Below are 19,678 nucleotides of genomic sequence, written 5' to 3'. Positions count from 1 at the left end.
CTCTACTGCAATATAGATATTTATCAATTAAATTAATCTTCTATGGCAATAAAAACACTGGCAGTGTGCTCACTTTGATAGTGTTCAAAGTCGGTTGTATACGCTCTTTTGTAAGGGCAGTCTGATTGCTCAAAGTAGCTCCAAACGGCTTGCCAAGCTTCAATCACGGCTTGTGGCATCTCACCTTTTGCAGGGAATTCTAGATAAGCGCCTCGCTGAATCGAAATGGATTGCGTGTCGTCGCTTTCGGTGACCCAATGCACAACGTCGACATCGGTTGCAGCCATGACATCGAAGTCACCATTTGCATCTGATTCATAATGACAGTACACACCGTAGATCGGATTATTCGGCGTTAAATGCGGCGCAATTTGACGAAAAAAAGTCCCCCATAAACCGCCAATTTTTCCACTTGATGACATTTCAGCCTTATTGTTGGTTCTTACTTTTAGCCCGTTGACCTGCTTCTCTTGTAAATAGACTGGTTGCATTGTTTTCTCCGTTTGCTCGTGCGCTTGTTGTGTGGACTACGACATGTTCCTACCGAGCGATTAGCTTAGCACAAAGGAATTTAGCAAAACTTGCGCTTTTCGTGCCTTTAATCATGGCCGTCTATAATGAGATGACGCTATAAAGGGTTTTAAAACGAAGGCGAATACTATGTTTTATCCAAGCCAGATTGAATTGGAACTGACTCCACCGCATCTAGATCGATGCAATTTAAGTAACGATCAATTTTCCTTAAAAGGGAAGAGCAGCTATCACAAGCAATTAAAAACGTGGCAGCGCTCGATGTTTGTCTTACAGCAAACTTATTATCACCAACATCGACGTGCGATTATTGTTTTTCAAGGGTGGGATGCCTCAGGGAAAGGAGGAGCCATTCGTCGATTAACAGAAACACTGGACCCAAGAGGCGTGAAAGTTCATTCGATTGCAGCTCCGACTGAATTAGAGCAGGGTCGTCACTATTTGTATCGTTTCCAGCAACGCCTTCCTTCCCCTGGTATTATCTCTATCTTCGATCGCTCTTGGTATGAAAGGGTGCTGGTAGAAAGAGTCGAGGGGTTTGCAAGTGATTATGAGTGGCAGCGCGCGTATCAGGAGATCAATGAGTTCGAGCGTATGTTGATCGATGACGGGGTGCGCATTGTTAAAGTGTTTATGCACATTGATCAAACCGAACAACTAAAGCGTTTTAGAGAGCGTTTCGAAAACCCTTTAAAACATTGGAAGCTAACAGTAGAAGATCTACGCAACCGTGATCGATGGTCAGACTACGAACGAGCCACTAATGATATGTTTCGGTTTACCTCTACCACACATGCGCCATGGCAGCTGATTCCCGCAAATAAAAAATGGTATGCTAGAGTGTCTGTGTTGAAGGCCGTTTGCGATGCGTTAGCGAAAGACGTTGATCTAACACCTCCGACGATGGATAAAAAACTTGTGAATAGTATGACTCAATTATTACGAGAAGAGAGATAATGTTCTTACGCTCACATCGTTTAGCTCGTGCTTTTATTTTTGAACGAGTTACTGTTTTTTCTTAATCGTTACTGGTTTTTTAAGAGCGACTGCGTTTTTGCTCGAACAGCTCCTGACAAATTTTTGCCGCCATGTGTGTACCAAACAAAGCATGTGGAATGGGAGCGACTGCCATCACAATGTCGACGGAAGGAAGTTGAGGCAGGTGATGATCCATAAGCACAGAAAGATTACCACCGACACTGGAACTGGCCATTGCGCTGATTGCTAAGTTTTCGCGCAGTAGCGCCTTGATAGCGGTTGCGCTGGCGGTGCTGCATAGAATGCGATAGTCCTGACCTTGTTTTTCTAGACCATCGATAGCAGCGCTGTAAAACTTGCAATCGGGCTCGTAGAGCGCCAGTGTTATCGCTCTATCACGGCTGAATTCGAACGCTTCTCCTGCAACCCAAACACCCGTGTCATGGCGTATTAAATAGCCTTCTTCCACTTCGGGCGATCGAGTTAGAATGGCAATATCGACGGTCCCAGCGTCCAGCTTTCTGCGTAGTTCCGTAGAACAATCACACACCACTCGAATATTTAATTCGGGTAAATACGCGTTAATTCTGCGAATGACTGAGGGCAAAATAGACTCAGCATAGTCATCAGGACAACCAATAATAATAGGCGGCTGAGTCATGCTTTCTGAAAAATGAGCGAGGGCGTCATCATGAAGTGCCAGTATTCGACGAGCGTAACTGACGAGCTGCTGGCCTTGTTCCGTTAGTGCCAAGTTTCTCCCTTCTTTAAAGAATAAGTCGTGGCCGACTTCTTCTTCCAGTTTTTTCATTTGCATGCTGATTGCGCTTTGCGTGCGAAAGGTCTGCTTCGCCGCGCGGGTGAAGCTGCCCGTATCAATGAAAGCGATAAAGGTGCGAAGCGTATCGACGTCCATAAACTGAATCCATAACCATTACTGATGGGATGCATCAAAAGTATTCGCTAGTCGTAAAAAATGCAACCTGAAACAATAGTGCTTATCGACAAACAAGTGTGCATAAAGGGCAAAATATGAAACTCATTATAGGAAATAAAAATTACTCATCGTGGTCTTTACGGGGCTGGTTAGCGCTCAAATTGTTTGATGTCCCATTTGAGGAAATCCAGCTAGAACTCTTTAGTGATGAATTTTTCAGCGAGCTGGCTAAATATTCTCCAGTAAAAAAAGTCCCTGTTCTGGTTGACGGGGATATCAGCGTATGGGATTCCTTGTCTATATGTGAATACATTAATGAGCAGTATCTTGAGGGTGCAGGGTGGCCGTCTGATAAAGGGCTGCGAGCGAAAGCGCGGTCAGTCGTTGCAGAAATGCACTCGAGCTATGTCGCACTAAGAAGTGAGATGCCAATGAACTGTCGCGCACGTAAGGTTCTGACCTTGTCCGAGGCTGCGCAAAAAGACATATGGAACATTGACTCCCTTTGGGCTGAATTGCTGTCGTCACACAAGGGCAAATTTCTATTTGGTGACATTAGTTTGGCGGACGCTTTTTTTGCCCCAGTTGTGTATCGCTTTAACACGTATGGTGTGTCTTTATCTGAAGCCTCAAAAGCCTATTTGGAGGCCATGTTGGCCTTGCCCCAAATGCAAGAATGGCTTGAAGGGGCGTTGGCTGAGGGGCGTGTTATTGATTCTGTGGAAGTGGGCGAGCCGGTGAATAATTGAGACTAAGTTACGTGTATTGACGGAATGTTGACATTTTGCGTGTACCTGTCATTAAATGGATAGATACACACATTGTTACTGTTTATGCATGAGGGATTATGCTGCTTAGATCGGTTTTGGCTGTCGCGACGCTATCGTTAATGGGATGTAATGTAGGATCGGATGATGATTCATCTGGTTCTGTCGCCGATGGCGACTGCTCTACCTCTGCGCAAAATGAGTATGTCTATCAGCAATTAAAAACAAACTATCTCTGGCCCGAAACAATTCCGAGTAATATTAACTCTGCCTCCTATTCGTCTCCCGAAACACTTTTAAATGCGCTTCGCTATCGCACGTATGATAAATACAGTTATATAACGACGGAAGCAAAATATAATGCTCAATCCAATAACGAATTTAAGGCAATAGGCATCTACTTTAAGTGGTTGGTAGAGGATGGCGAAGATGTGTTGATCGTGCGCTATACCGACGAGAACTCTCCAGCAAGGCTGGCTGGAGTTGTACGAGGGGATGAAATTATCGAAATTGACGGTATGACGATCTCTGAATACATAAAAAAAATTGAAGAACTTAACTATGATTCTTGGGAAAAAGTAAGACAGGGCTTTGGCAATCCAAACGACTATGTTTTTAAAATGAGAAGAACGGATAACAGTGAGTATACCGTCTCTCTAATACCAGTAACCTATTCGACAAACACGGTTCATGATCTCAAGTTTTTTGATACCAGTGCGAATAAAGTTGCCTACTTTTCCTATAAAAATTTCTCTTCCGCGTCCCGAGATGAGTTTAAGAGCGCATTTTCCCAAATCAGGGCGAATCAGGCCGATGCTTTGATTTTAGATCTGCGCATGAATCCCGGTGGTTCAATTTTGACTGCGAATCATCTCGCTACTCGAATAGCAGGCGCACAAGTATCAAGCCAAACATTCGCAAACTTTATGTTTAGTGCGCAGCGCTCGAACGAGAATTTTGTTTATCCTTTTAAAAATGATGAAGTCAGTGACGCGGTTGCTAACCTAAATACGTTGTATGTGTTAACAAGCTCATCAACGTGCTCCGCAAGTGAGTTAATAATTAATAGTCTAAAACCTTTTATTGATGTGAAGGTGGTTGGTGGCAAAACGTGCGGCAAACCCATTGGTATGACAGGTCATTCTTTTTGTGGAAATATTCTTTTCCCTATCGAGTTTCAGCTCACCAATGCTCGAAACGAAGGTGGGTACTTTAGTGGTATTTCGCCAAGTTGCGAAGTCGAGGACGATTATGCTCATAGATTTGGCGATGAAAACGACCCATTGCTGGCGACTGCGCTACGTCTGTCCGCGGGCGAGAGTTGTCCCACGCCCAAGCCATTTAACCGTTTGAATCGACAGGCTGCCACGGATCAATCGTTTATGATTCAGGGCGAGCCTTCGCAATTTAAAGAAAACTTTTTCTAACGGTAGAGTAACCATCCAGAAGGTACTGCTAAGAGGTTAGGCTGGACGTTTGTATTGGGCTTTGATTGCGTCGATTTCTGCTTTTAGGTAACAGTCAGGGTGGTGGTCATTGACTAACCCCATTGCCTGCATAAAAGAATAAATGGTGGTGGGACCAACAAACTTCCATCCCATTTTTTTAAGTTGCTTGGAAATTTCGGTGGACTCTGGTGACGTAGAGACGGTTTCGTATTCGGCTTTAGCTTCTGGCTCAAATCGCCAAAAATAAGTGGCAAGTGAGCCTTCTTTTTTGATCAGTTCTTTGGCGCGTTGAGCATTGTTAATGACGGCGGTGATCTTGCCTTTGTGTCGAATGATGCCTGCATCTTGAACAAGTCGTTCGACATCTTTTTCTGTGTAGTTCGCCATCTTCTCTATTTCAAAATTATCAAAGGCATTGCGGAAATTGTCTCGCTTTTCGAGAATCGTGCGCCAGCTTAATCCAGATTGAAAGCTCTCAAGACACAGTTTTTCAAATAACCTTCGATCATCATCGACGGGAAAGCCCCATTCCTTGTCGTGATATTGGGTGTATTGCTCTGTGGCAGAGCACCAAGAGCAGCGTTGTTTGTTGTCTTCTCCGGTAAACGTTCCCATTTTATTTATCCTTTTAGAGGTTCGAGATTAATGGTGAATACATTGTTATACATTAGATTATCTATTTTGCATTAGATCAAAGCTCGTTTAGATTAATGAGAGTTGATCCCCACTCTTTGGCGGAATACGAAACAAGGAACAATCCAACGGTAACATTCGTTCGCCTGAGAGCCCTGTTTTCTTTATTGCGAGGTGAAATCGTTGTCGTATTAAGTCCGCATAGATTCCTTCACCTGTCATGCGTTTACCAAATTGACTGTCATAAAGCTGACCTCCACGCATGTCTTTTATACGGCTGAGAACGTGCTCAGCTCGGTCTGGTAAGTGAGTATGCAGCCAGTCTGTGAAAAGCGGAGCGACTTCATGAGGTAATCTCAACATTATATAGTGCGCACTCTGTGCGCCAGCCTCAGCGCTTTGATGAACAATGGATTCGAGCTCGTGGTCGTTAACGAAAGGGATGACGGGTGCGGCAAGTACTGTGGTTGGAATTCGGCGCTCTGAAAGCGCTTTGACTAGGTTTAGACGAGTATGACCAGATGCCGTTCTGGGTTCGAGTATTCGTTTTAGGTCGTTGTCTAGAGTGGTAATGCTGATTGCAACCTGCACCAAGTTTTCAGCCGCCATTTTTTCTAATAATGACAAGTCCCTCGTAATTAAAGCGCTTTTAGTAATTAGTGATATGGGTTGTTTGTATTGGTAGGCAATTTCCAGCAAAGATCGAGTAATGTTAAGCTGCTTTTCGATAGGCTGATAGGCGTCGGTGTTAATGCCCAATGCAATGGGCTGACATTGATAGCGGATATTACAAAGCTCTCGCTCGAAGACATTTGGTGCGTTTATTTTTGCGGTTAGTTTAGTCTCGAAATCCAAGCCTGGAGACAAATCGATATAGGCATGGGAAGGACGTGCAAAACAATAAATACAACCATGCTCGCAACCTCGATAGGGGTTAACGGACAACCTAAAAGGCACATCAGGCGAGGTGTTCGACGTAATTAAGCTTTTGGCTTGTTCGTATCGTACTTCTGTATGAATTTGCGCTTCATATGTGGCTTCATAGGCGTACTCGTCTTCCAAATGAGACTGTGTCTTCTCAAAGCGACCTGTGATGTTGCTGTTTGAGCCTCGGCCTTTAATGAAGGTTTTTAAATCGGATGACATATCGCTACCAGCCCAATTAAAATAACTGTTTATTTATACAGTATTTTGCTGTCTGGTGCCAAGTCTAATGTTGAGTTTTTCTTCTATAGAAAATGAAAGTTTATCAAACATTGTTTCGTTTCAAGGTGGCGAGGGTTTCATGCTGAAAAGAAGCGTTCATTTAATGCTTCAATCTGCTATGGTTTTAATGCTCTCGTTTGTTTCTCTACTCGCTCGCTTTTGGGTAAAGGCAGTGTGCTGGATGGGATGAGAATTTGAAGCTTGAGGGCAACTTGCTCTTGTATCTAATCAGATTTGTCCGTAATTGACGAAATCTACGGCTCACTCTTATTGAGGTGTTATTTATTAATAAGCGTGCGTCATTTATATCTATACATTGCTAGCGGAGAGTTACCCAAACTAATGAATATTGTTAAGCGTAACAACGTAAAAATTATAGGCGACGGCGAAAAGACGCTTATGTTGGCTCACGGCTTTGGTTGTGATCAAAATATGTGGCGTTTTTTGCAGCCGATGTTAGAGGATTGTTACAAAATTGTTTTATTCGATTATGTGGGATGTGGGCTTTCGGATGTTTCTGCTTTTGATAAACATAGGTATCAGACTCTCGACGGTTATGCTTTGGATGTTGTTGAAATCTGTGAAGAGTTGAACCTTGAAAACGTGCAATTTGTCGGTCATTCCGTAAGTAGTATTATCGGAACGTTAGCTGCAATTAGGTCACCACATCTTTTTGAGAAGATGATTATGGTTTGTCCATCGCCTTGTTTTCTTAACGTTCCGCCAAACTACTATGGTGGATTCGAAAAAGAGGATTTAGAGGAACTAATCAACTTGATGGACAAAAACTACATAGGTTGGGCAAGCTATTTGGCTCCTTTAGTGATGGGGCAAACGAATAAAACGGAACTTATTCAAGAGCTTCAAGATAGCTTTTGTTCTACTGATCCTCGTTATGCAAAACCTTTCGCCAAGGCTACCTTCTTCTCTGATGACCGAAGTGCAATAGCCAAGCTGAACTTGCCCACATTAATACTACAGAGTAAAAATGATAATTTAGCTTCGGTTGAGGTGGGTAACTACATGCATAAAAAAATTGCTAATTCCACGCTTGAAGTTATCGATGCGTTTGGACATTGCCTGCATATGACTGAGCCTCAAGCTGTATATCAAAAAATAGAGAAGTTCATAGAGAGATGATAGAGCCGAGCCTTGACTCTTTTTCATGCTTGTTAGTAGTCACGGACTTTGAAACTAATAACCTTCAATATATCAATAGTTCTGCAAGTGTTTGCTTGGGGATAGAGATGAATGAGGCCTTAAAGTTCAACTTGTTCGATATTATTTCAAAGGCGAGCTCTATATTTTTTGAAAGCTACATTAGGCCAACTGTTATTAGCCTTGGAGAGTGTCAAGAAGTCCAATTGTCTTTGATAGCTAAAGCGGGTGAAAAAGTCCCTGCGGTGGCTAATATTAAATTAGTTGGCTCAAGTATATATTGGTCAATTTATACTGCGGTTGCTCGCGATAAATTATATCAAGAGCTTTTGTTGGTTAGAGATCAATTAGAAGAGGAAACACAAAAGTTAACTAAGTTAACCAGAATCGATCCTCTAACAAGGTTGCGTAATCGGAGAGCAGCTTTTGATGATTTGAATGATTTAATAGAGCGACTTAAGCGTCAGTTTGTTCCCGCATCTTTCATCATGATTGATATTGATTGGTTTAAAAAACTGAATGATAAATTTGGGCATCAATATGGTGATGACGTTTTAGTGAAAGTGGCCGCCATTCTTCAGAGTAGTACGAAGGTAAGAGATATATCTGCTCGCTGGGGAGGGGAAGAGTTTTTAGTTGTTTTGTATGATTCCAGCATAGAAGAGACACGTGCTTTCTGTAAACGATTGCATATAGAAATGAGTCTTTTGAACGCAAGTATTGAGGGTGAAGTATCCGTGAGCGTAGGTGTTTCTGCTTTGAAATCTGATAATCTAGTGTGCATTGAATTGATAGAAAATTGCTTGAAAGAAGCTGATGTTGCTTTATATGAAGCTAAGAGCAATGGACGCAACCGAACTGAGTATTTCGAATCTAGCTAGCCCTAGTTTGCAGAGCATATACTTGTATCGATAGTTTGAGACCTTTGCACGACGACGTTCTCCAATACAGTGTTAAAAAGAGACTCGTCTTGGCTTTGCTCGTGACTTCGTGCAAAGGTTTCAGTTTATATATTACCTTATCTAAGTATTTTCTCATGAATGGTTATGTCGTGGTTGCGACATAGCCAGACTTCTCTTAGCCAAATCTCGTATTTAACGTCTTTAGGTATTGAGGCGTTAGCAGGGCTGGTGGAGGGTAGGGTAACTAACTCGTATTGCTCGAAAAATTCGCTGTTTTTTTTCAGAAGGTGCTTTTTGAATGATTGATAGGCCTTTTGACCGTTGAAGCATATTTTTTGAATCGATGGTGTTTGTTCAAGTAACTCAACGATATTATTCGGCTTTTCAGACGACTTAATGATTTTCGAATCTAGGCTTCCCTCTCGTTCGCATTGTTGCAATACATCCCAAAGTGCAACTTGGTAATGCTCTAATGAGGAAAGGCGATCATTATAGCTTTCAAGAGCGGGTGCGTTTGGTAGTGTGCTTGGGATTTTCCAAAATAAGTTTTGGGGATGAGCATAATAAGCCTGTTGGTCTAATGAGGCTTCTCCTGGCATCGAGCCAAGAACTAAAATCGTTGCCCCACCGGGAACAATAGGCTCGAAGCTGTGTTTTACGGTCATGTAGATATGATCCCTTTTTATTTAGGCGCTATTGCATGGCTGAAGCGGGAAAATTAAACATACCGTTACTGTTCTTTCTTTGCTCCAAGGGCGGTACATTTTGAAGCACATCCCAATGCTCTACGACTTTCCCGTTTTTCACTCTGAACAAGTCATAGAACGCCATGTGTGTGCCGTTCAGCTCCCCTTCACTAATGGCTAATACAAAGTCACCTTGTCCTAGAATTGCATGCACTTGGTAGTAATGGATCGTTTGTCCTTGCGCCATCATGGCAGAAAACCCTTCTAATAGCGTGTCTAGTCCGTCACCAAACCAAGGGTTATGCTGGATGTAGGTCTCTTCGCTAATGAATTGGTTGGCTTTGTCGAACTCACCTTTAACAAACAGCGTCTCCATCATGCCTTTAACGAACGCTTTGTTTTCTGCTGTTTTAGAGAGATCGGAAATGTTCGTGGTGCCATCATACATAGTACGACCACTGGCGTTTGGTTTTGCGCTTGGCTGAATGGCGTCCCAATGTTCTACGATTAAACCGTCGTCAAATCGAAAAACGTCGAACACGACCCCACCAAAGCTTTTTGCGTAAGAATGCAGAACAACATAGTCATCGTCTGAGAATGAGCGAACGATGCTGCTTTCTTTGGAGTCGACTTCTGGGAATTGGCTTAGAAAGCTTAACAGCCCCGCTTTACCAGTTGGCGCTGACGGGTTGTGTTGAATATATTGCTCGTCACTTATGTACTTCAGAGGTGCTTTGTTGGTTGTGCCTAAACTGTCGAGAACAGCGATGGCTTTTTCTTCATTTGTCAGTGTATGCGTGGGCTCTATGCTTGCACAGCCTGTTAATAAAACGCTTGAACTGATTGCCGCGAGGCTAAAAAGTTTAAGTTTTGAGGTGAAACCTGTTTTGAAATTCATTGATATCATGGCGTTATGCTTCTCCGATTTGTATTAAGAAACCGACGAACACGTTTACTTGCTATTGCTAGAAGACCTGTTCGCCGAGTCCTAAATTCTGCTTATTCCTAAGATTAGAGATAAGCCTTTAGCGGCGAAAGGTCATTTGTTTCCCTTTGGTGGTCAATCTCTAACTTTTTGTCTATCAAGCTTTCGGTATTCTTGTGGCGTGATCCCGATATGGCGGCGAAAAAATTTATTAAAATTGGAGTTCTCTTGAAAACCTAGAGATAAGGCTATGTTAAATAAAGAGGAATCGCTGGTTAGAAGTTGTCGTTTCGCTTCGAGGATAACGAACTCATCGATGACACTTTTTGCTGTCTGCTTAGTAAATGTCTTACATAGTTCGTTAAGGGTTTTGTAGCTGACCCCCAACTTATCGGCATAGACGTTTGCGTCTCTTGTGTTCGCGTACTCTTGTTCGAGCAAAGTACGAAAGGCGAGGTAGTGCTTAACAGAACGCTCGGACTGAATACAGGCTGTGGTTGGCCAGCGTTCGAATAGAAGGTTTAGTAAGGCTGACAGCGTTAAATAGGGGAAGCGTCTTGTTTGCTTTCCGCTTTTTAATTCTTTATCCAATAGCTCGAATAAGGCAAGTATGGATACTGAATCTTTTGGCTCAATTTTATGTGTTGGGTGGTAGAGGGCGCTCCAATGAACGGGCTTTGTTTCCGCAAGTTCTGGCCACACTTCTTTGGATAGAAAAAGCATATAGCCTTTTGGTGATTGGCTGTCGTATGTAAAGGCGTGTACCTGATCAGGGTGAATCATGATGGCTTGATTAGGAACCAGGGTGACTTTTTGGTCATCTAAGCGATGGCATAGCTTACCGTCTGTTAAGAATAACAATAGATGAAAGGTGATTCTGTGAGGTTCGATCGGATTCGGTGAAAGCGGTTTTCGATTGCGCGTAGACGGGTCGGTGATTACAGAAACAACTGTTTCTAGGTTACGAATCTCGAAATGATAACCTTGCTTTGAGGGGGGGCGAAAGTCGACGTTTGGAACCAGGTTATTTGAATTCGTAGATCCCGTCTTTTTCATGTTTTTGTTACCTAATACTGATGTTTATGCTTGTGTATTGAGGTTATGGGCATGCATAGCGGTAGCTATCATCCAAGGCTAATGGCAACACCAGTGTTTGAATTTGTCGTTTTTTCGCATCGTCACATAGACGCTGCTTAAGAGGCCCATTATTTGCCCACTCCGCTTTGTATTCAGCATTGAATACAGGTTTGTTCTGATCAATAAAAGGTTGAAGCTTATCGCATTCATCAAACTCAAAGCATTGTTCGTTGATTGCTAAGTCAAAGTAGGAAACCAGCTCTGCAACTTGATCAAGATCGTTTTTCAACGCGACAATCATACCTCTTTGATGCGCTTCACCGGCGAGAAACCGATTGAATGCGATTTGATCGTCATAGGTTAGATTGAACCCGGTTTCTTTTAAGTAGCCATCAACGTTGTCGGGTTCCACGCCGTCGCAGCCTTTTGTTTTTGCTAAGTCCAAGCGGGCGATCATGACTTTTTTGATGTGTCTCGCTCTAATGTCGATCCAGTATTCGCCTTTCCAGTCATCTAGTGCCGTGCCAATGTGTTCGGGTTTAAAGCGGTCTTTGTCGTCACGCCATTCTTCATACGTGCCAGCTGAAAAGTAACAGATGACTTTATGACGTTTCGCGTGGAGCGCCCTGATGGTTTTCCATGACGTATCGAACAAATCGATGTCGTAGACGGTTGCGTTGTAGTCCGTATTGAGCGTGCCTTGTAGCTGCCATTGCCATGTATCTCCAATAACCGGTTGGTACTTTCCGACCGCAAAGCAGACGGATGAAAACATGACAAAAAGCGGTAACAAGGGTCTAAAGCGCATACGGTACTCTAATTGTTGCTAGATATAATGGCTGGTTGTTTTTTAGTCTATCAAGTATGTCGAATTGTATATTAAAACGTGTTGAGAATCCGCCGATAGCAAGTGTGTAACGTTACATCTTGTCTAAACGACTTTCAATTTGAAACGGATAGCAATTCGGAGGGGACCGCTATGGGAACGATGAACTTGGATATGTCATCGAGTCGTTCATATTCGCGAAATGAAGTGGTAACACAAGTAGAATTTACCCGCGTTAGACAGCGTGGTTCGGACAATGACAACCGTTCAGAGCAATCATCAAGTGAAAGCGCTACTTCACTGAGTGTTCGAGCAGCGTCAGAATCTCTGCTTAGTCAAACACTTGAAGTGGAGTCGACGTCGAAGTCTACCGGAAAAACGGAAGAAGGAGAGGCTTTCGAACAGCTGACCGCGCGATACCAAAAAATGCTGACCTTAATCGAAAAAATGTTCAATGTAGAAATTAACCTTTATGGCGAGAAAGAACCGCCATCGTCTCAAGCAGAGGTGGTGGAAGGTAGGCCGATTTCCGCTGAAGATGTGGAGGTCACTCGGAGGGATTTGGAAGTTGTTCGACAGAAATACCATCAGGTCAGTGAACAGGAAAGTACGTCCTTTAAAGCGAAAGGCGAGATCGTTTTAAGTAATGGAGCCAGTCTCAACGTTGATTTTAGTTTGGATATGTCCCGTACCCGTGACGAACAGTATTATGGAGAGGTGGTGTTTACGGGCGCACTTGTGGACCCATTAGTCGTGAATTTAAATGGGAATACCGCTCAATTAACCCATCATAAAGTCGCTTTTGATCTAGATGACGATGGTGAAGACGATCAACTTCACTTCGCGACAGGGGATTCTGCTTTTTTAGCACTGGATAAAAACGGCAATGGTTTAATTGACGGTGGTTCTGAGTTGTTTGGTCCTCAATCGGGCAGCGGTTTTGCAGACCTTGCGAGCTATGATGAAAACGGCGACGGCATGATAGACGAATTGGACTCTGTATTTGACCAACTGGTTCTTACTCAGCGAGATGAAAATGGCCAAGAAACGCTGATATCGCTTAAAGACGTGGGTATTGAGGCGTTTATATTGGAGCGTACGGAAACGCCTTTTAGCCTTTTTAATGATAAAGGCGAAGCAACAGGTGTTATTAGGGAAACGGGGTTGTACGTCAAAAACAACGGCTCCATTGATAGTATGCAGCACGTCGATTTGATCGTTTAGTGTTTGAACCATTTACCATTAGAGGTCGAGATCGTCGTTTAGACGGTAAAGCGCCTCACTTGGGACGACAAGTTATCGGAGTTGCTCAGCGTTTTTTGCACGGACTTGTTGATCTTGCGTGATATATCGAGCACCTCTTTAGAGGTCTCTGATAACTGAGCAAGGTTCTCGTTAATTTCATCGGTGACTTTACTTTGCTCTTCGGTTGCACTGGCTGTTTGTGCCGTATAGTCATGGATGTCTAGAGATGACTTTTTTACCGATTCAATCGACTTTTTGGCAGTTTTAGACCGACTTTCAGTCTCTTTCACCATGGATACGCTGGTTGTAACCACATTAACGGCTTCGTTCACGCCTTGGCGTAGGTTCGTAATCATGGCTTGAATGTCGACGGTAGAATGCTGGGTCTGGCTGGCCAGGTCCCTTACCTCATCCGCCACCACGGCAAAACCACGGCCTTGTTCGCCCGCTCGTGCGGCTTCGATGGCGGCATTGAGCGCCAGTAAATTCGTTTGTTCGGCTATATTCAAGATGACGTCTAATACCGACACGATATTGTCTGATTGTTTAGACAATGACTGAATGACACCGTAGGCGTGATTAATTTGAGCGGACAGTTGGTTTAATTTATCCACAGATTGGTCCAGCATGATAAGGCCAGCATCAGAGCGGTTGTTGAGCGTATCAACTTGAGCAACTGTGTCGGCGGCGTTGCGCGCGACGTCTTTTGTCGCTCCCGCCATTTCTTCAATAGCAGATACAATGAACTCAAGCGTTTCATTTTGTCGCTCACTGAGTTGGGCGGATTGAGTTGAGGCTTGGTCCAGATGTTTCATTTCTTCTCGGATATGTTCTGTACCGTAGCGGACCTCTCGAATAATACCGGATAACTTGGCGACGAAATTATCGAGCTCTCGACTAAGCTCGCCGGTTTCATCTTTCTTTTTGCTGTTAATACGTTTCGTTAAGTCACCATCACCACGGCTGATATTTCGTACGCCCAGTGTGACTCGTTTGATGGCCGCTGATATGTTTTTTGGTGCGAACCAAGCAAGCAGAAGGCTCAGTATTAAGACAGTAAGAGCCAATGTCGTAACGCCGAGTTTAAATCGATCCGTGACCTCGTTGATACGGACTTGCTCCTCTTGTGAATAACGGTCAATCAACTGCTCTGCTGTGTCGTATTTCGACCGAAGGTTGGTGAAATCTGCGGCATTGGACGTCGCGTAAAGTAAAGATGCTTCATCGAGTTTGCCTTGTTGGTAAAGGTCTAAAATTTCTTGAGTGCTTTGCTCCCAAGATCGAAACAAGACGTCGAACGAGTTTAAATGAAGTGCTATGTTCGAAACGTCGGAAGATATTGACCTAAAGCTCTGCATTCGCTCTTTTGCTTGCATAGCATTGTCTACAACGCTTTCAAGGGATTGACGTGTATCGGCTTCTGTTGGTGTTTTTGTAAAGAGTAGATGCGTTAAGCTGAGTCGCGATTGATAGAGATCTCGGTCAGCATTTTGAACGAGAAAAATGCCTTCCGCATACTTGTTCATATTGTGTTGAAGATAATGTACGAGTTGATAAGCGGCTAACACCACGATCAAAAAAACAGCGGCCATGGTGCCAAAAGCAATCGTATATCGTCCTTTAATAGTCTGAAATGTGCTTTCCATCGTTGTAGTCCTTTCTTAGTCATCATTAAACAACAAATCGTTTTACTTGCCCCGCAAGCTCGTCGGAGTTAGTCAGGGTTTCCTGTACCGATTCACTCACTTGTTGAGAAATGCCTAATACTTCCTTTGACATACTCGATAGCATGGATAGGTTTTCATTGATTTCATCGGTCACTTTGCTCTGTTGTTCTGTCGCACTCGCGGTCTGTGTTGTGAAATCGTAGATGCGGTTGGCGGCTTGCTTTACCTCCAAAATCGATTGCTTGGTCTCCTGAGAAAGGTTTTGTGTTGCGGAGGCCATCTCAACACTTTCGTTGATGGCGATGACGGCATTTCTCACGCCCGCTTGAAGGTCGTCGATCATGGCTTGAATATCGCTGGTGGAGTTTTGCGTTTTGCTTGCGAGATTGCGAACTTCGTCTGCAACAACGGCGAATCCACGCCCTTGTTCGCCCGCTCTAGCGGCTTCAATTGCGGCATTGAGCGCCAATAAGTTGGTTTGCTCAGCAATGCCGAGAATGACATCCAAGACCGAGGCAATACGTTCAGAATGTTCCGAAAGATTATTAATAACCTTTGCCGCATCGGATACCTGTCGAGATAAGTCAGCGAGCTGCCCAACAGAGCTCTCTAGCATTTCAGAGCCTTGGTCAGCACACGCGCTCAAGCTGTTAACTTGATCAACCGTTTCTGACGCGTTTCTGGCGACATCCCGTGTCGCACCTCCCATTTCCTCGACTGCCGTGACGACAAAATCCAGTGCAGAGTTTTGCCTTTCGCTCAGTTCTGCAGATTGAACGGATGATTTCCCTAAGGCATGCATTTCTTCGCGTATGTGGTCGCAGCCATGACGCACCTGACCAATAAGACTGCCTAACTTGGATACTAGACCATCTAACTCTCGACTTAGTTCACCCGTCTCGTCTTTCTTAGTGCTGCTGATACGCTTTGTTAAATCGCCGTCTCCTTTGCTGATGTCCATCACTCCACGCGTAACGCGCTTTATGGCATTGGAGATGTTTCTTGGGGCGTACCAAGCGAGCGACATGCTAATCAATAAGACGATAACAGCAAGCGCTGCGACGACGGCTTTGAATGCATTAGTAAATGCATCAATTTCTTGTTTTTCTAGATGAGCGTGCTTGTCAATTAACTCTTCAGAGCCGTCATAAAGGTCGCGTAACGATAAAAAAAGATGCTCGTTGGTGTCGATGAAAGCGAGCGTCGCAGCGGCGGTTTCGCCATTGCGAAGATTATCCAAAATCAGGTCTGAATCGTCTTGCCAATTTTTATATTGTGATTCGAAGTCATGTAAATAGCGCTGAATTTCATCAACGTCTGCCGTTAATGAAATAAACCCTTTCATTCGGTCATACGCTTGTACGGCATTAGATCGTTCTTGTTCTTCCAATGCCTTACGCTGATTTTCGGTGAGCTTTCCTTCAGCAAACACCAAAGATGCCAATGCGAGGCGTGATTGGTACAAATCTCGGTCTGCGTTTTGAACCAAAGATATGCCGCCGCTGTATTTTCCGACGTTGGTTTGTAAATAGGAGATGAGTGCGTAGGTTGCGAGTACAACAAGCAAAAAAACCGCACTTAAGCCCCCGAACGCAAGCGTATAACGGCTGCGAATACTAGACAGTGTCGCCATAGATTTTCCCTCTCTTCCTTGGAATCGATGTGAGTTCAATATGTTAGTTGGGTGGTCACTGCATTTGTCCGGTGGGCGTGCACTGTTACGGCGAGAAGCACTGAATGGACAGACCGAAAACGAAGATTACAAATTTAAAGATGGCATGAATCTCTGTGCTCGCAAGTTCAATTGCAAACAAACGGTTATAAAATTGTGTCAAACTGTAAAAAGTGTAAGTTATTAGTTACAAAAAATTAGGATAGGGGGAGGCGCTCTTTAAGGGGCTTCGCGGCCCTTTTACGTTCAATAAGAAACGAAATACTGTGTCTTTTAGGCGAAAATTTTATTCAAAAAGTGAAAGGTATCTGTTCTTTTACAAAACTTTATAGAACCCGTTTCAGAAACGTCATCCAAGTGGCTTACTTTTTCTTGGTGAATTGTTGTTTGCTTATCTGTTGCCCAGGTAGTTTACGATTTCTTGGTTTGCTTTTTGCAGACTTAATGGCAATCGTCGCTTCTTATGTGTGATGTAGTACGAACTAAACCGTTATTGTTTTAATAAACAAACAAATATAGAAAGGGGTTTATACATAATAATGTTCACGAAGGATGCAGTATGGAATTGTAGTCGGCAGTTTTTTCATGGTTGTTTGACTATAGTAAATAATAAAACTCATATTCTGAATACCTCAGACTGGAGAAGTATATGAAGCGTGCTCTAATGATTAGACAACAAATTAGAATAGGCTTAGCTGCTATTCTACTGCTTGCTCTTGCGGTGATATTTATCGTTACCGAAATCAAGGTGAAGCCGGATTTAGTAACGGAAAGGCAAGAGCAAATAGCCGTTAACCAGTCTGCATTGAATGACCTTTTAAGTGCAAAACTCTCTCAAATTCAGCTACTAACGACGTCTCTCGCATCAATGGCAGAAACCTTGCCAAAAGACGAAGCGTTATTTAAACACGTTTTTCCGCCTATCGTAGACAATCATGGTAACGGCGCGATAGCGGGCGGGGGGATTTGGCCCGAAACAGGTAAGTTTACTTCGGGCGTTGACCTTCGAAGTTTTTTTTGGGGTAGAACGAGTTCTGGTATTGAGTATTTTGATGACTACAATGACCCCTCTGGATCTGGTTATCACAATGAAGGTTGGTATACCGTAGGTAAAACATCATCAACAAACGCTTGCGCTTGGTCTGAAGCGTATACTGATCCAGTCACGAAGACGCCGATGGTGACCTGTACCGTGCCGATGAAAGAAAAGGGCGCTTTTAGTGGTGTAGCAACGGTCGACATGATGCTGGATGATATTACCACTGTGCTTGAACAGTATGGTATGGAGCAAGGCGGTTACGTTTTTGCAGTTGATCCTCTTGGGCAAATGATTAGTTTTCCAAAAGGCAGAGCGGAACTCGTTAACGCCGATGATTCCATGGTGACAATCGATCAATTGTCACAAAAGCTGCCTTGGTTAGCACCCGCTTTAGCAGTAACGAAAAACTTAAACGGTACAAAGACGCTTGAGTTATTGAAAGATGAGATCATAGGCGGCAGTGCGTACGTTCATGTGTTTAAACATAATGAGACCGGTTGGTCATTAGGGCTAGTCGTACCGACTAAGACAATGATCAAGTCTGCTGAAGACATGAGTTTGTTTATCATGATTGCGGTGGGCGCGTTGCTGATTGTTGTGGGTGTGTTGGCGATGGTCTTCTTCAATAACTTGCTAAGCCGCGTAAATCAGACGACTTCCCAAATTCGCGAACTGGTAGAAGGCGGTGTCTCGAAAGAGCTTGAAATTGGTTCGCCAAACGAAATTGGTCTGCTTCGAGAAGCGGTTAATGACTATGGCGGTAAACTGAAGAGCTTACTGGCGAAGATACATACCGAGTCGGCGAAGCTCGTTCAAGATGCTGGTCGCTTGAATAATTTTAGTAATGAGTTTTTAGACAAAGCATCTAGCTTAAGTGACGAAAACCATATGTTGGCTGCTGCGACTGAAGAGTTAGGTACCACTTCGAGAGACGTTGCGAACTATGCGAATGAAACCAAAGAAACGGTTGATCGTATTCATCAGGATGTTATGAGCAGCGGAAATGAAATGTCGGAAGTGATTCAGACGATGCGCAGTTTAACTCAAGCAATGACGGAAGCTCAAGAAAGCATTCTAAAATTGGATGAAGACAGCAGGCAGGCGAATGGCATGCTTGGTGTAATTCGTGACATCGCTGAACAGACGAACTTGTTAGCACTTAATGCGGCGATCGAGGCTGCACGTGCTGGTGAGACGGGGCGTGGTTTTGCGGTTGTCGCGGACGAAGTACGAAATCTAGCGGCGAAAAGTGAAAGCTCTGCGGTTGAAATTGAGCAAGTGCTCAGTCGCCTACAGGTGGCTTCTCAGGAGTCTGTAGACTCGATGGAGAAAGGTCAGAGTGAAACGCAAAATGCCGTTAGTCGCGCTGAGTCTACCGCTACGCATTTGCAAGAAGTGGTTGAAGCCTTTACGCAAATCACGGATCAAGGTACGCAGATTGCGGTCGCAGCCCAAGAGCAGCAAAAAGTATCGGACGACTTAAGCCAGTTTGTAACTCGATTGCAAGCGCTTACTAGCAGTAACGCTGAGGACTCATCGTTATTGCGTAATATGAGTGAAGAGATTGATTCAATCGCTCAACGTCTTGATGCACTGCGATAGGGCTGCTTTCCCTTAGAGCAGTTATCACTAATCCAAAAAGGTGAAAGGCCAACATGAGTTGGCCTTTCAGGTTACTGATAAATCACAGTTTTTTCTGTTTTTTCTTTATCTAGAAAAGCTAAGAGTATTTGAAAGTTTCTATAAAATTGGGTTTTATCGTGATGACGATTTAGGAGCGCTTGAGGCTTTCAGTACGCGTCATTATGTTTTTTAGTCTCTAACATTGAGCGAATCTTCAGCTAACTCTGCATTAAGGCGATCTTCTTCATATTTTGCGTAGCCGCTGTCATTAGACACTGTGGTGAGGCTTATCTATTCCCCTAAACGTTTAAGTAAAAATATCGGCTTTAGACTTTTTAGTGCTCACATTAATATTGGC

17 protein-coding genes are annotated in these 19,678 nt (G+C 43.7%); 7 read left to right on the top strand and 10 right to left on the bottom strand.

Annotated elements, in window-relative coordinates:
* Nucleotides 1–32: 32 nt before the first annotated feature.
* Nucleotides 33–491, bottom strand: coding sequence for a GyrI-like domain-containing protein (locus MARME_RS19270; protein WP_013662944.1), 459 nt, complete (start codon nt 489–491; stop codon nt 33–35).
* A gap of 169 nt (nt 492–660) precedes the next feature.
* Here MARME_RS19270 and MARME_RS19265 point away from each other — a divergent pair, with 169 nt between their 5' ends.
* Nucleotides 661–1,488 carry a polyphosphate kinase 2 family protein gene (locus tag MARME_RS19265; RefSeq protein WP_013662943.1) on the top strand — a complete coding sequence of 276 codons (828 nt, stop codon included), beginning with the start codon at nt 661–663 and terminating at the stop codon, nt 1,486–1,488.
* Nucleotides 1,489–1,567: 79 nt separating this feature from the next.
* On the opposite strand, the gene MARME_RS19260 is transcribed toward MARME_RS19265, so the two are convergent.
* The gene (locus MARME_RS19260; protein ID WP_013662942.1) at nt 1,568–2,425 is read right to left on the bottom strand and encodes a LysR family transcriptional regulator; all 858 of its coding nucleotides are present in this window, start codon (nt 2,423–2,425) and stop codon (nt 1,568–1,570) included.
* Nucleotides 2,426–2,541: 116 nt separating this feature from the next.
* On the opposite strand from MARME_RS19260, the gene MARME_RS19255 reads away from it, so the two are divergent.
* On the top strand, nt 2,542–3,195 hold the full coding sequence (locus MARME_RS19255; protein ID WP_013662941.1) for a glutathione S-transferase family protein: 654 nt from the start codon (nt 2,542–2,544) through the stop codon (nt 3,193–3,195).
* Between the two features lie 98 nt (nt 3,196–3,293).
* On the top strand, nt 3,294–4,640 hold the full coding sequence (locus tag MARME_RS19250; RefSeq protein WP_013662940.1) for a S41 family peptidase: 1,347 nt from the start codon (nt 3,294–3,296) through the stop codon (nt 4,638–4,640).
* A gap of 36 nt (nt 4,641–4,676) precedes the next feature.
* On the opposite strand, the gene MARME_RS19245 is transcribed toward MARME_RS19250, so the two are convergent.
* Both MARME_RS19245 and MARME_RS19240 read right to left on the bottom strand, forming a co-directional pair.
* Nucleotides 4,677–5,276 carry a DNA-3-methyladenine glycosylase I gene (locus MARME_RS19245; RefSeq protein WP_013662939.1) on the bottom strand — a complete coding sequence of 200 codons (600 nt, stop codon included), beginning with the start codon at nt 5,274–5,276 and terminating at the stop codon, nt 4,677–4,679.
* Between the two features lie 87 nt (nt 5,277–5,363).
* A complete protein-coding gene (locus MARME_RS19240; protein WP_013662938.1) occupies nt 5,364–6,440 on the bottom strand; it encodes a PA0069 family radical SAM protein in 1,077 nt (358 codons plus the stop codon).
* Between the two features lie 402 nt (nt 6,441–6,842).
* Between MARME_RS19240 and MARME_RS19230 the strand changes: the two genes are divergently transcribed.
* Together MARME_RS19230 and MARME_RS19225 are read left to right on the top strand one after the other, a co-directional pair.
* Nucleotides 6,843–7,640 (top strand): alpha/beta fold hydrolase, encoded by a 798-nt coding sequence (locus tag MARME_RS19230; protein ID WP_013662937.1) that lies wholly within the window; start codon nt 6,843–6,845, stop codon nt 7,638–7,640.
* Between the two features lie 107 nt (nt 7,641–7,747).
* Nucleotides 7,748–8,539: a GGDEF domain-containing protein gene (locus MARME_RS19225; RefSeq protein WP_190273411.1), complete on the top strand. Its 792-nt coding sequence runs from the start codon at nt 7,748–7,750 to the stop codon at nt 8,537–8,539.
* 137 nt (nt 8,540–8,676) lie between these two features.
* On the opposite strand, the gene MARME_RS19220 is transcribed toward MARME_RS19225, so the two are convergent.
* From MARME_RS19220 to MARME_RS19205, 4 genes are all read right to left on the bottom strand, one after another.
* Nucleotides 8,677–9,225, bottom strand: a complete 549-nt coding sequence (locus tag MARME_RS19220; RefSeq protein WP_013662935.1) for a DNA-deoxyinosine glycosylase — start codon at nt 9,223–9,225, stop codon at nt 8,677–8,679.
* A 28-nt stretch (nt 9,226–9,253) separates the two neighbouring features.
* Complete coding sequence (locus MARME_RS19215) at nt 9,254–10,153, bottom strand: nuclear transport factor 2 family protein (RefSeq protein WP_013662934.1); 900 nt, start codon at nt 10,151–10,153, stop codon at nt 9,254–9,256.
* A 153-nt stretch (nt 10,154–10,306) separates the two neighbouring features.
* Nucleotides 10,307–11,227 carry an AraC family transcriptional regulator gene (locus MARME_RS19210; RefSeq protein ID WP_013662933.1) on the bottom strand — a complete coding sequence of 307 codons (921 nt, stop codon included), beginning with the start codon at nt 11,225–11,227 and terminating at the stop codon, nt 10,307–10,309.
* Nucleotides 11,228–11,270: 43 nt separating this feature from the next.
* The gene (locus MARME_RS19205; protein WP_013662932.1) at nt 11,271–12,056 is read right to left on the bottom strand and encodes an endo alpha-1,4 polygalactosaminidase; all 786 of its coding nucleotides are present in this window, start codon (nt 12,054–12,056) and stop codon (nt 11,271–11,273) included.
* 171 nt (nt 12,057–12,227) lie between these two features.
* On the opposite strand from MARME_RS19205, the gene MARME_RS21665 reads away from it, so the two are divergent.
* Nucleotides 12,228–13,298: a hypothetical protein gene (locus MARME_RS21665; RefSeq protein ID WP_013662931.1), complete on the top strand. Its 1,071-nt coding sequence runs from the start codon at nt 12,228–12,230 to the stop codon at nt 13,296–13,298.
* 38 nt (nt 13,299–13,336) lie between these two features.
* Here the strand turns inward: MARME_RS21665 and MARME_RS19195 are convergent, their stop codons facing one another.
* Both MARME_RS19195 and MARME_RS19190 read right to left on the bottom strand, forming a co-directional pair.
* Nucleotides 13,337–14,965, bottom strand: a complete 1,629-nt coding sequence (locus tag MARME_RS19195) for a methyl-accepting chemotaxis protein (protein ID WP_013662930.1) — start codon at nt 14,963–14,965, stop codon at nt 13,337–13,339.
* Nucleotides 14,966–14,990: 25 nt separating this feature from the next.
* Nucleotides 14,991–16,619 (bottom strand): methyl-accepting chemotaxis protein, encoded by a 1,629-nt coding sequence (locus MARME_RS19190; protein ID WP_013662929.1) that lies wholly within the window; start codon nt 16,617–16,619, stop codon nt 14,991–14,993.
* A 688-nt stretch (nt 16,620–17,307) separates the two neighbouring features.
* Between MARME_RS19190 and MARME_RS19185 the strand changes: the two genes are divergently transcribed.
* A complete protein-coding gene (locus tag MARME_RS19185; RefSeq protein ID WP_013662927.1) occupies nt 17,308–19,299 on the top strand; it encodes a methyl-accepting chemotaxis protein in 1,992 nt (663 codons plus the stop codon).
* Nucleotides 19,300–19,678: the final 379 nt, after the last annotated feature.

It is taken from the genome of Marinomonas mediterranea MMB-1, assembly GCF_000192865.1.
GTDB lineage: Bacteria > Pseudomonadota > Gammaproteobacteria > Pseudomonadales > Marinomonadaceae > Marinomonas > Marinomonas mediterranea.
The sequence above is the reverse complement of the archived record's forward strand: the minus strand, read 5'-3'. Positions and strand labels throughout refer to the sequence as shown.

Bases quoted from the DNA above. Each gene is read 5' to 3' on its own strand.
- MARME_RS19260 (WP_013662942.1), bottom strand. From the start codon at position 2,425: ATGGACGTCGATACGCTTCGCACCTTTATCGCTTTCATTGATACGGGC.
- MARME_RS19195 (WP_013662930.1), bottom strand. From the start codon at position 14,965: ATGGAAAGCACATTTCAGACTATTAAAGGACGATATACGATTGCTTTT.
- MARME_RS19190 (WP_013662929.1), bottom strand. From the start codon at position 16,619: ATGGCGACACTGTCTAGTATTCGCAGCCGTTATACGCTTGCGTTCGGG.
- MARME_RS19225 (WP_190273411.1), top strand. From the start codon at position 7,748: ATGAATGAGGCCTTAAAGTTCAACTTGTTCGATATTATTTCAAAGGCG.
- MARME_RS19250 (WP_013662940.1), top strand. From the start codon at position 3,294: ATGCTGCTTAGATCGGTTTTGGCTGTCGCGACGCTATCGTTAATGGGA.
- MARME_RS19215 (WP_013662934.1), bottom strand. From the start codon at position 10,153: ATGATATCAATGAATTTCAAAACAGGTTTCACCTCAAAACTTAAACTT.
- MARME_RS19230 (WP_013662937.1), top strand. From the start codon at position 6,843: ATGAATATTGTTAAGCGTAACAACGTAAAAATTATAGGCGACGGCGAA.
- MARME_RS19185 (WP_013662927.1), top strand. From the start codon at position 17,308: ATGAAGCGTGCTCTAATGATTAGACAACAAATTAGAATAGGCTTAGCT.
- MARME_RS19220 (WP_013662935.1), bottom strand. From the start codon at position 9,225: ATGACCGTAAAACACAGCTTCGAGCCTATTGTTCCCGGTGGGGCAACG.
- MARME_RS19270 (WP_013662944.1), bottom strand. From the start codon at position 491: ATGCAACCAGTCTATTTACAAGAGAAGCAGGTCAACGGGCTAAAAGTA.
- MARME_RS19205 (WP_013662932.1), bottom strand. From the start codon at position 12,056: ATGCGCTTTAGACCCTTGTTACCGCTTTTTGTCATGTTTTCATCCGTC.
- MARME_RS19240 (WP_013662938.1), bottom strand. From the start codon at position 6,440: ATGTCATCCGATTTAAAAACCTTCATTAAAGGCCGAGGCTCAAACAGC.
- MARME_RS19210 (WP_013662933.1), bottom strand. From the start codon at position 11,227: ATGAAAAAGACGGGATCTACGAATTCAAATAACCTGGTTCCAAACGTC.
- MARME_RS19245 (WP_013662939.1), bottom strand. From the start codon at position 5,276: ATGGGAACGTTTACCGGAGAAGACAACAAACAACGCTGCTCTTGGTGC.
- MARME_RS21665 (WP_013662931.1), top strand. From the start codon at position 12,228: ATGGGAACGATGAACTTGGATATGTCATCGAGTCGTTCATATTCGCGA.
- MARME_RS19265 (WP_013662943.1), top strand. From the start codon at position 661: ATGTTTTATCCAAGCCAGATTGAATTGGAACTGACTCCACCGCATCTA.
- MARME_RS19255 (WP_013662941.1), top strand. From the start codon at position 2,542: ATGAAACTCATTATAGGAAATAAAAATTACTCATCGTGGTCTTTACGG.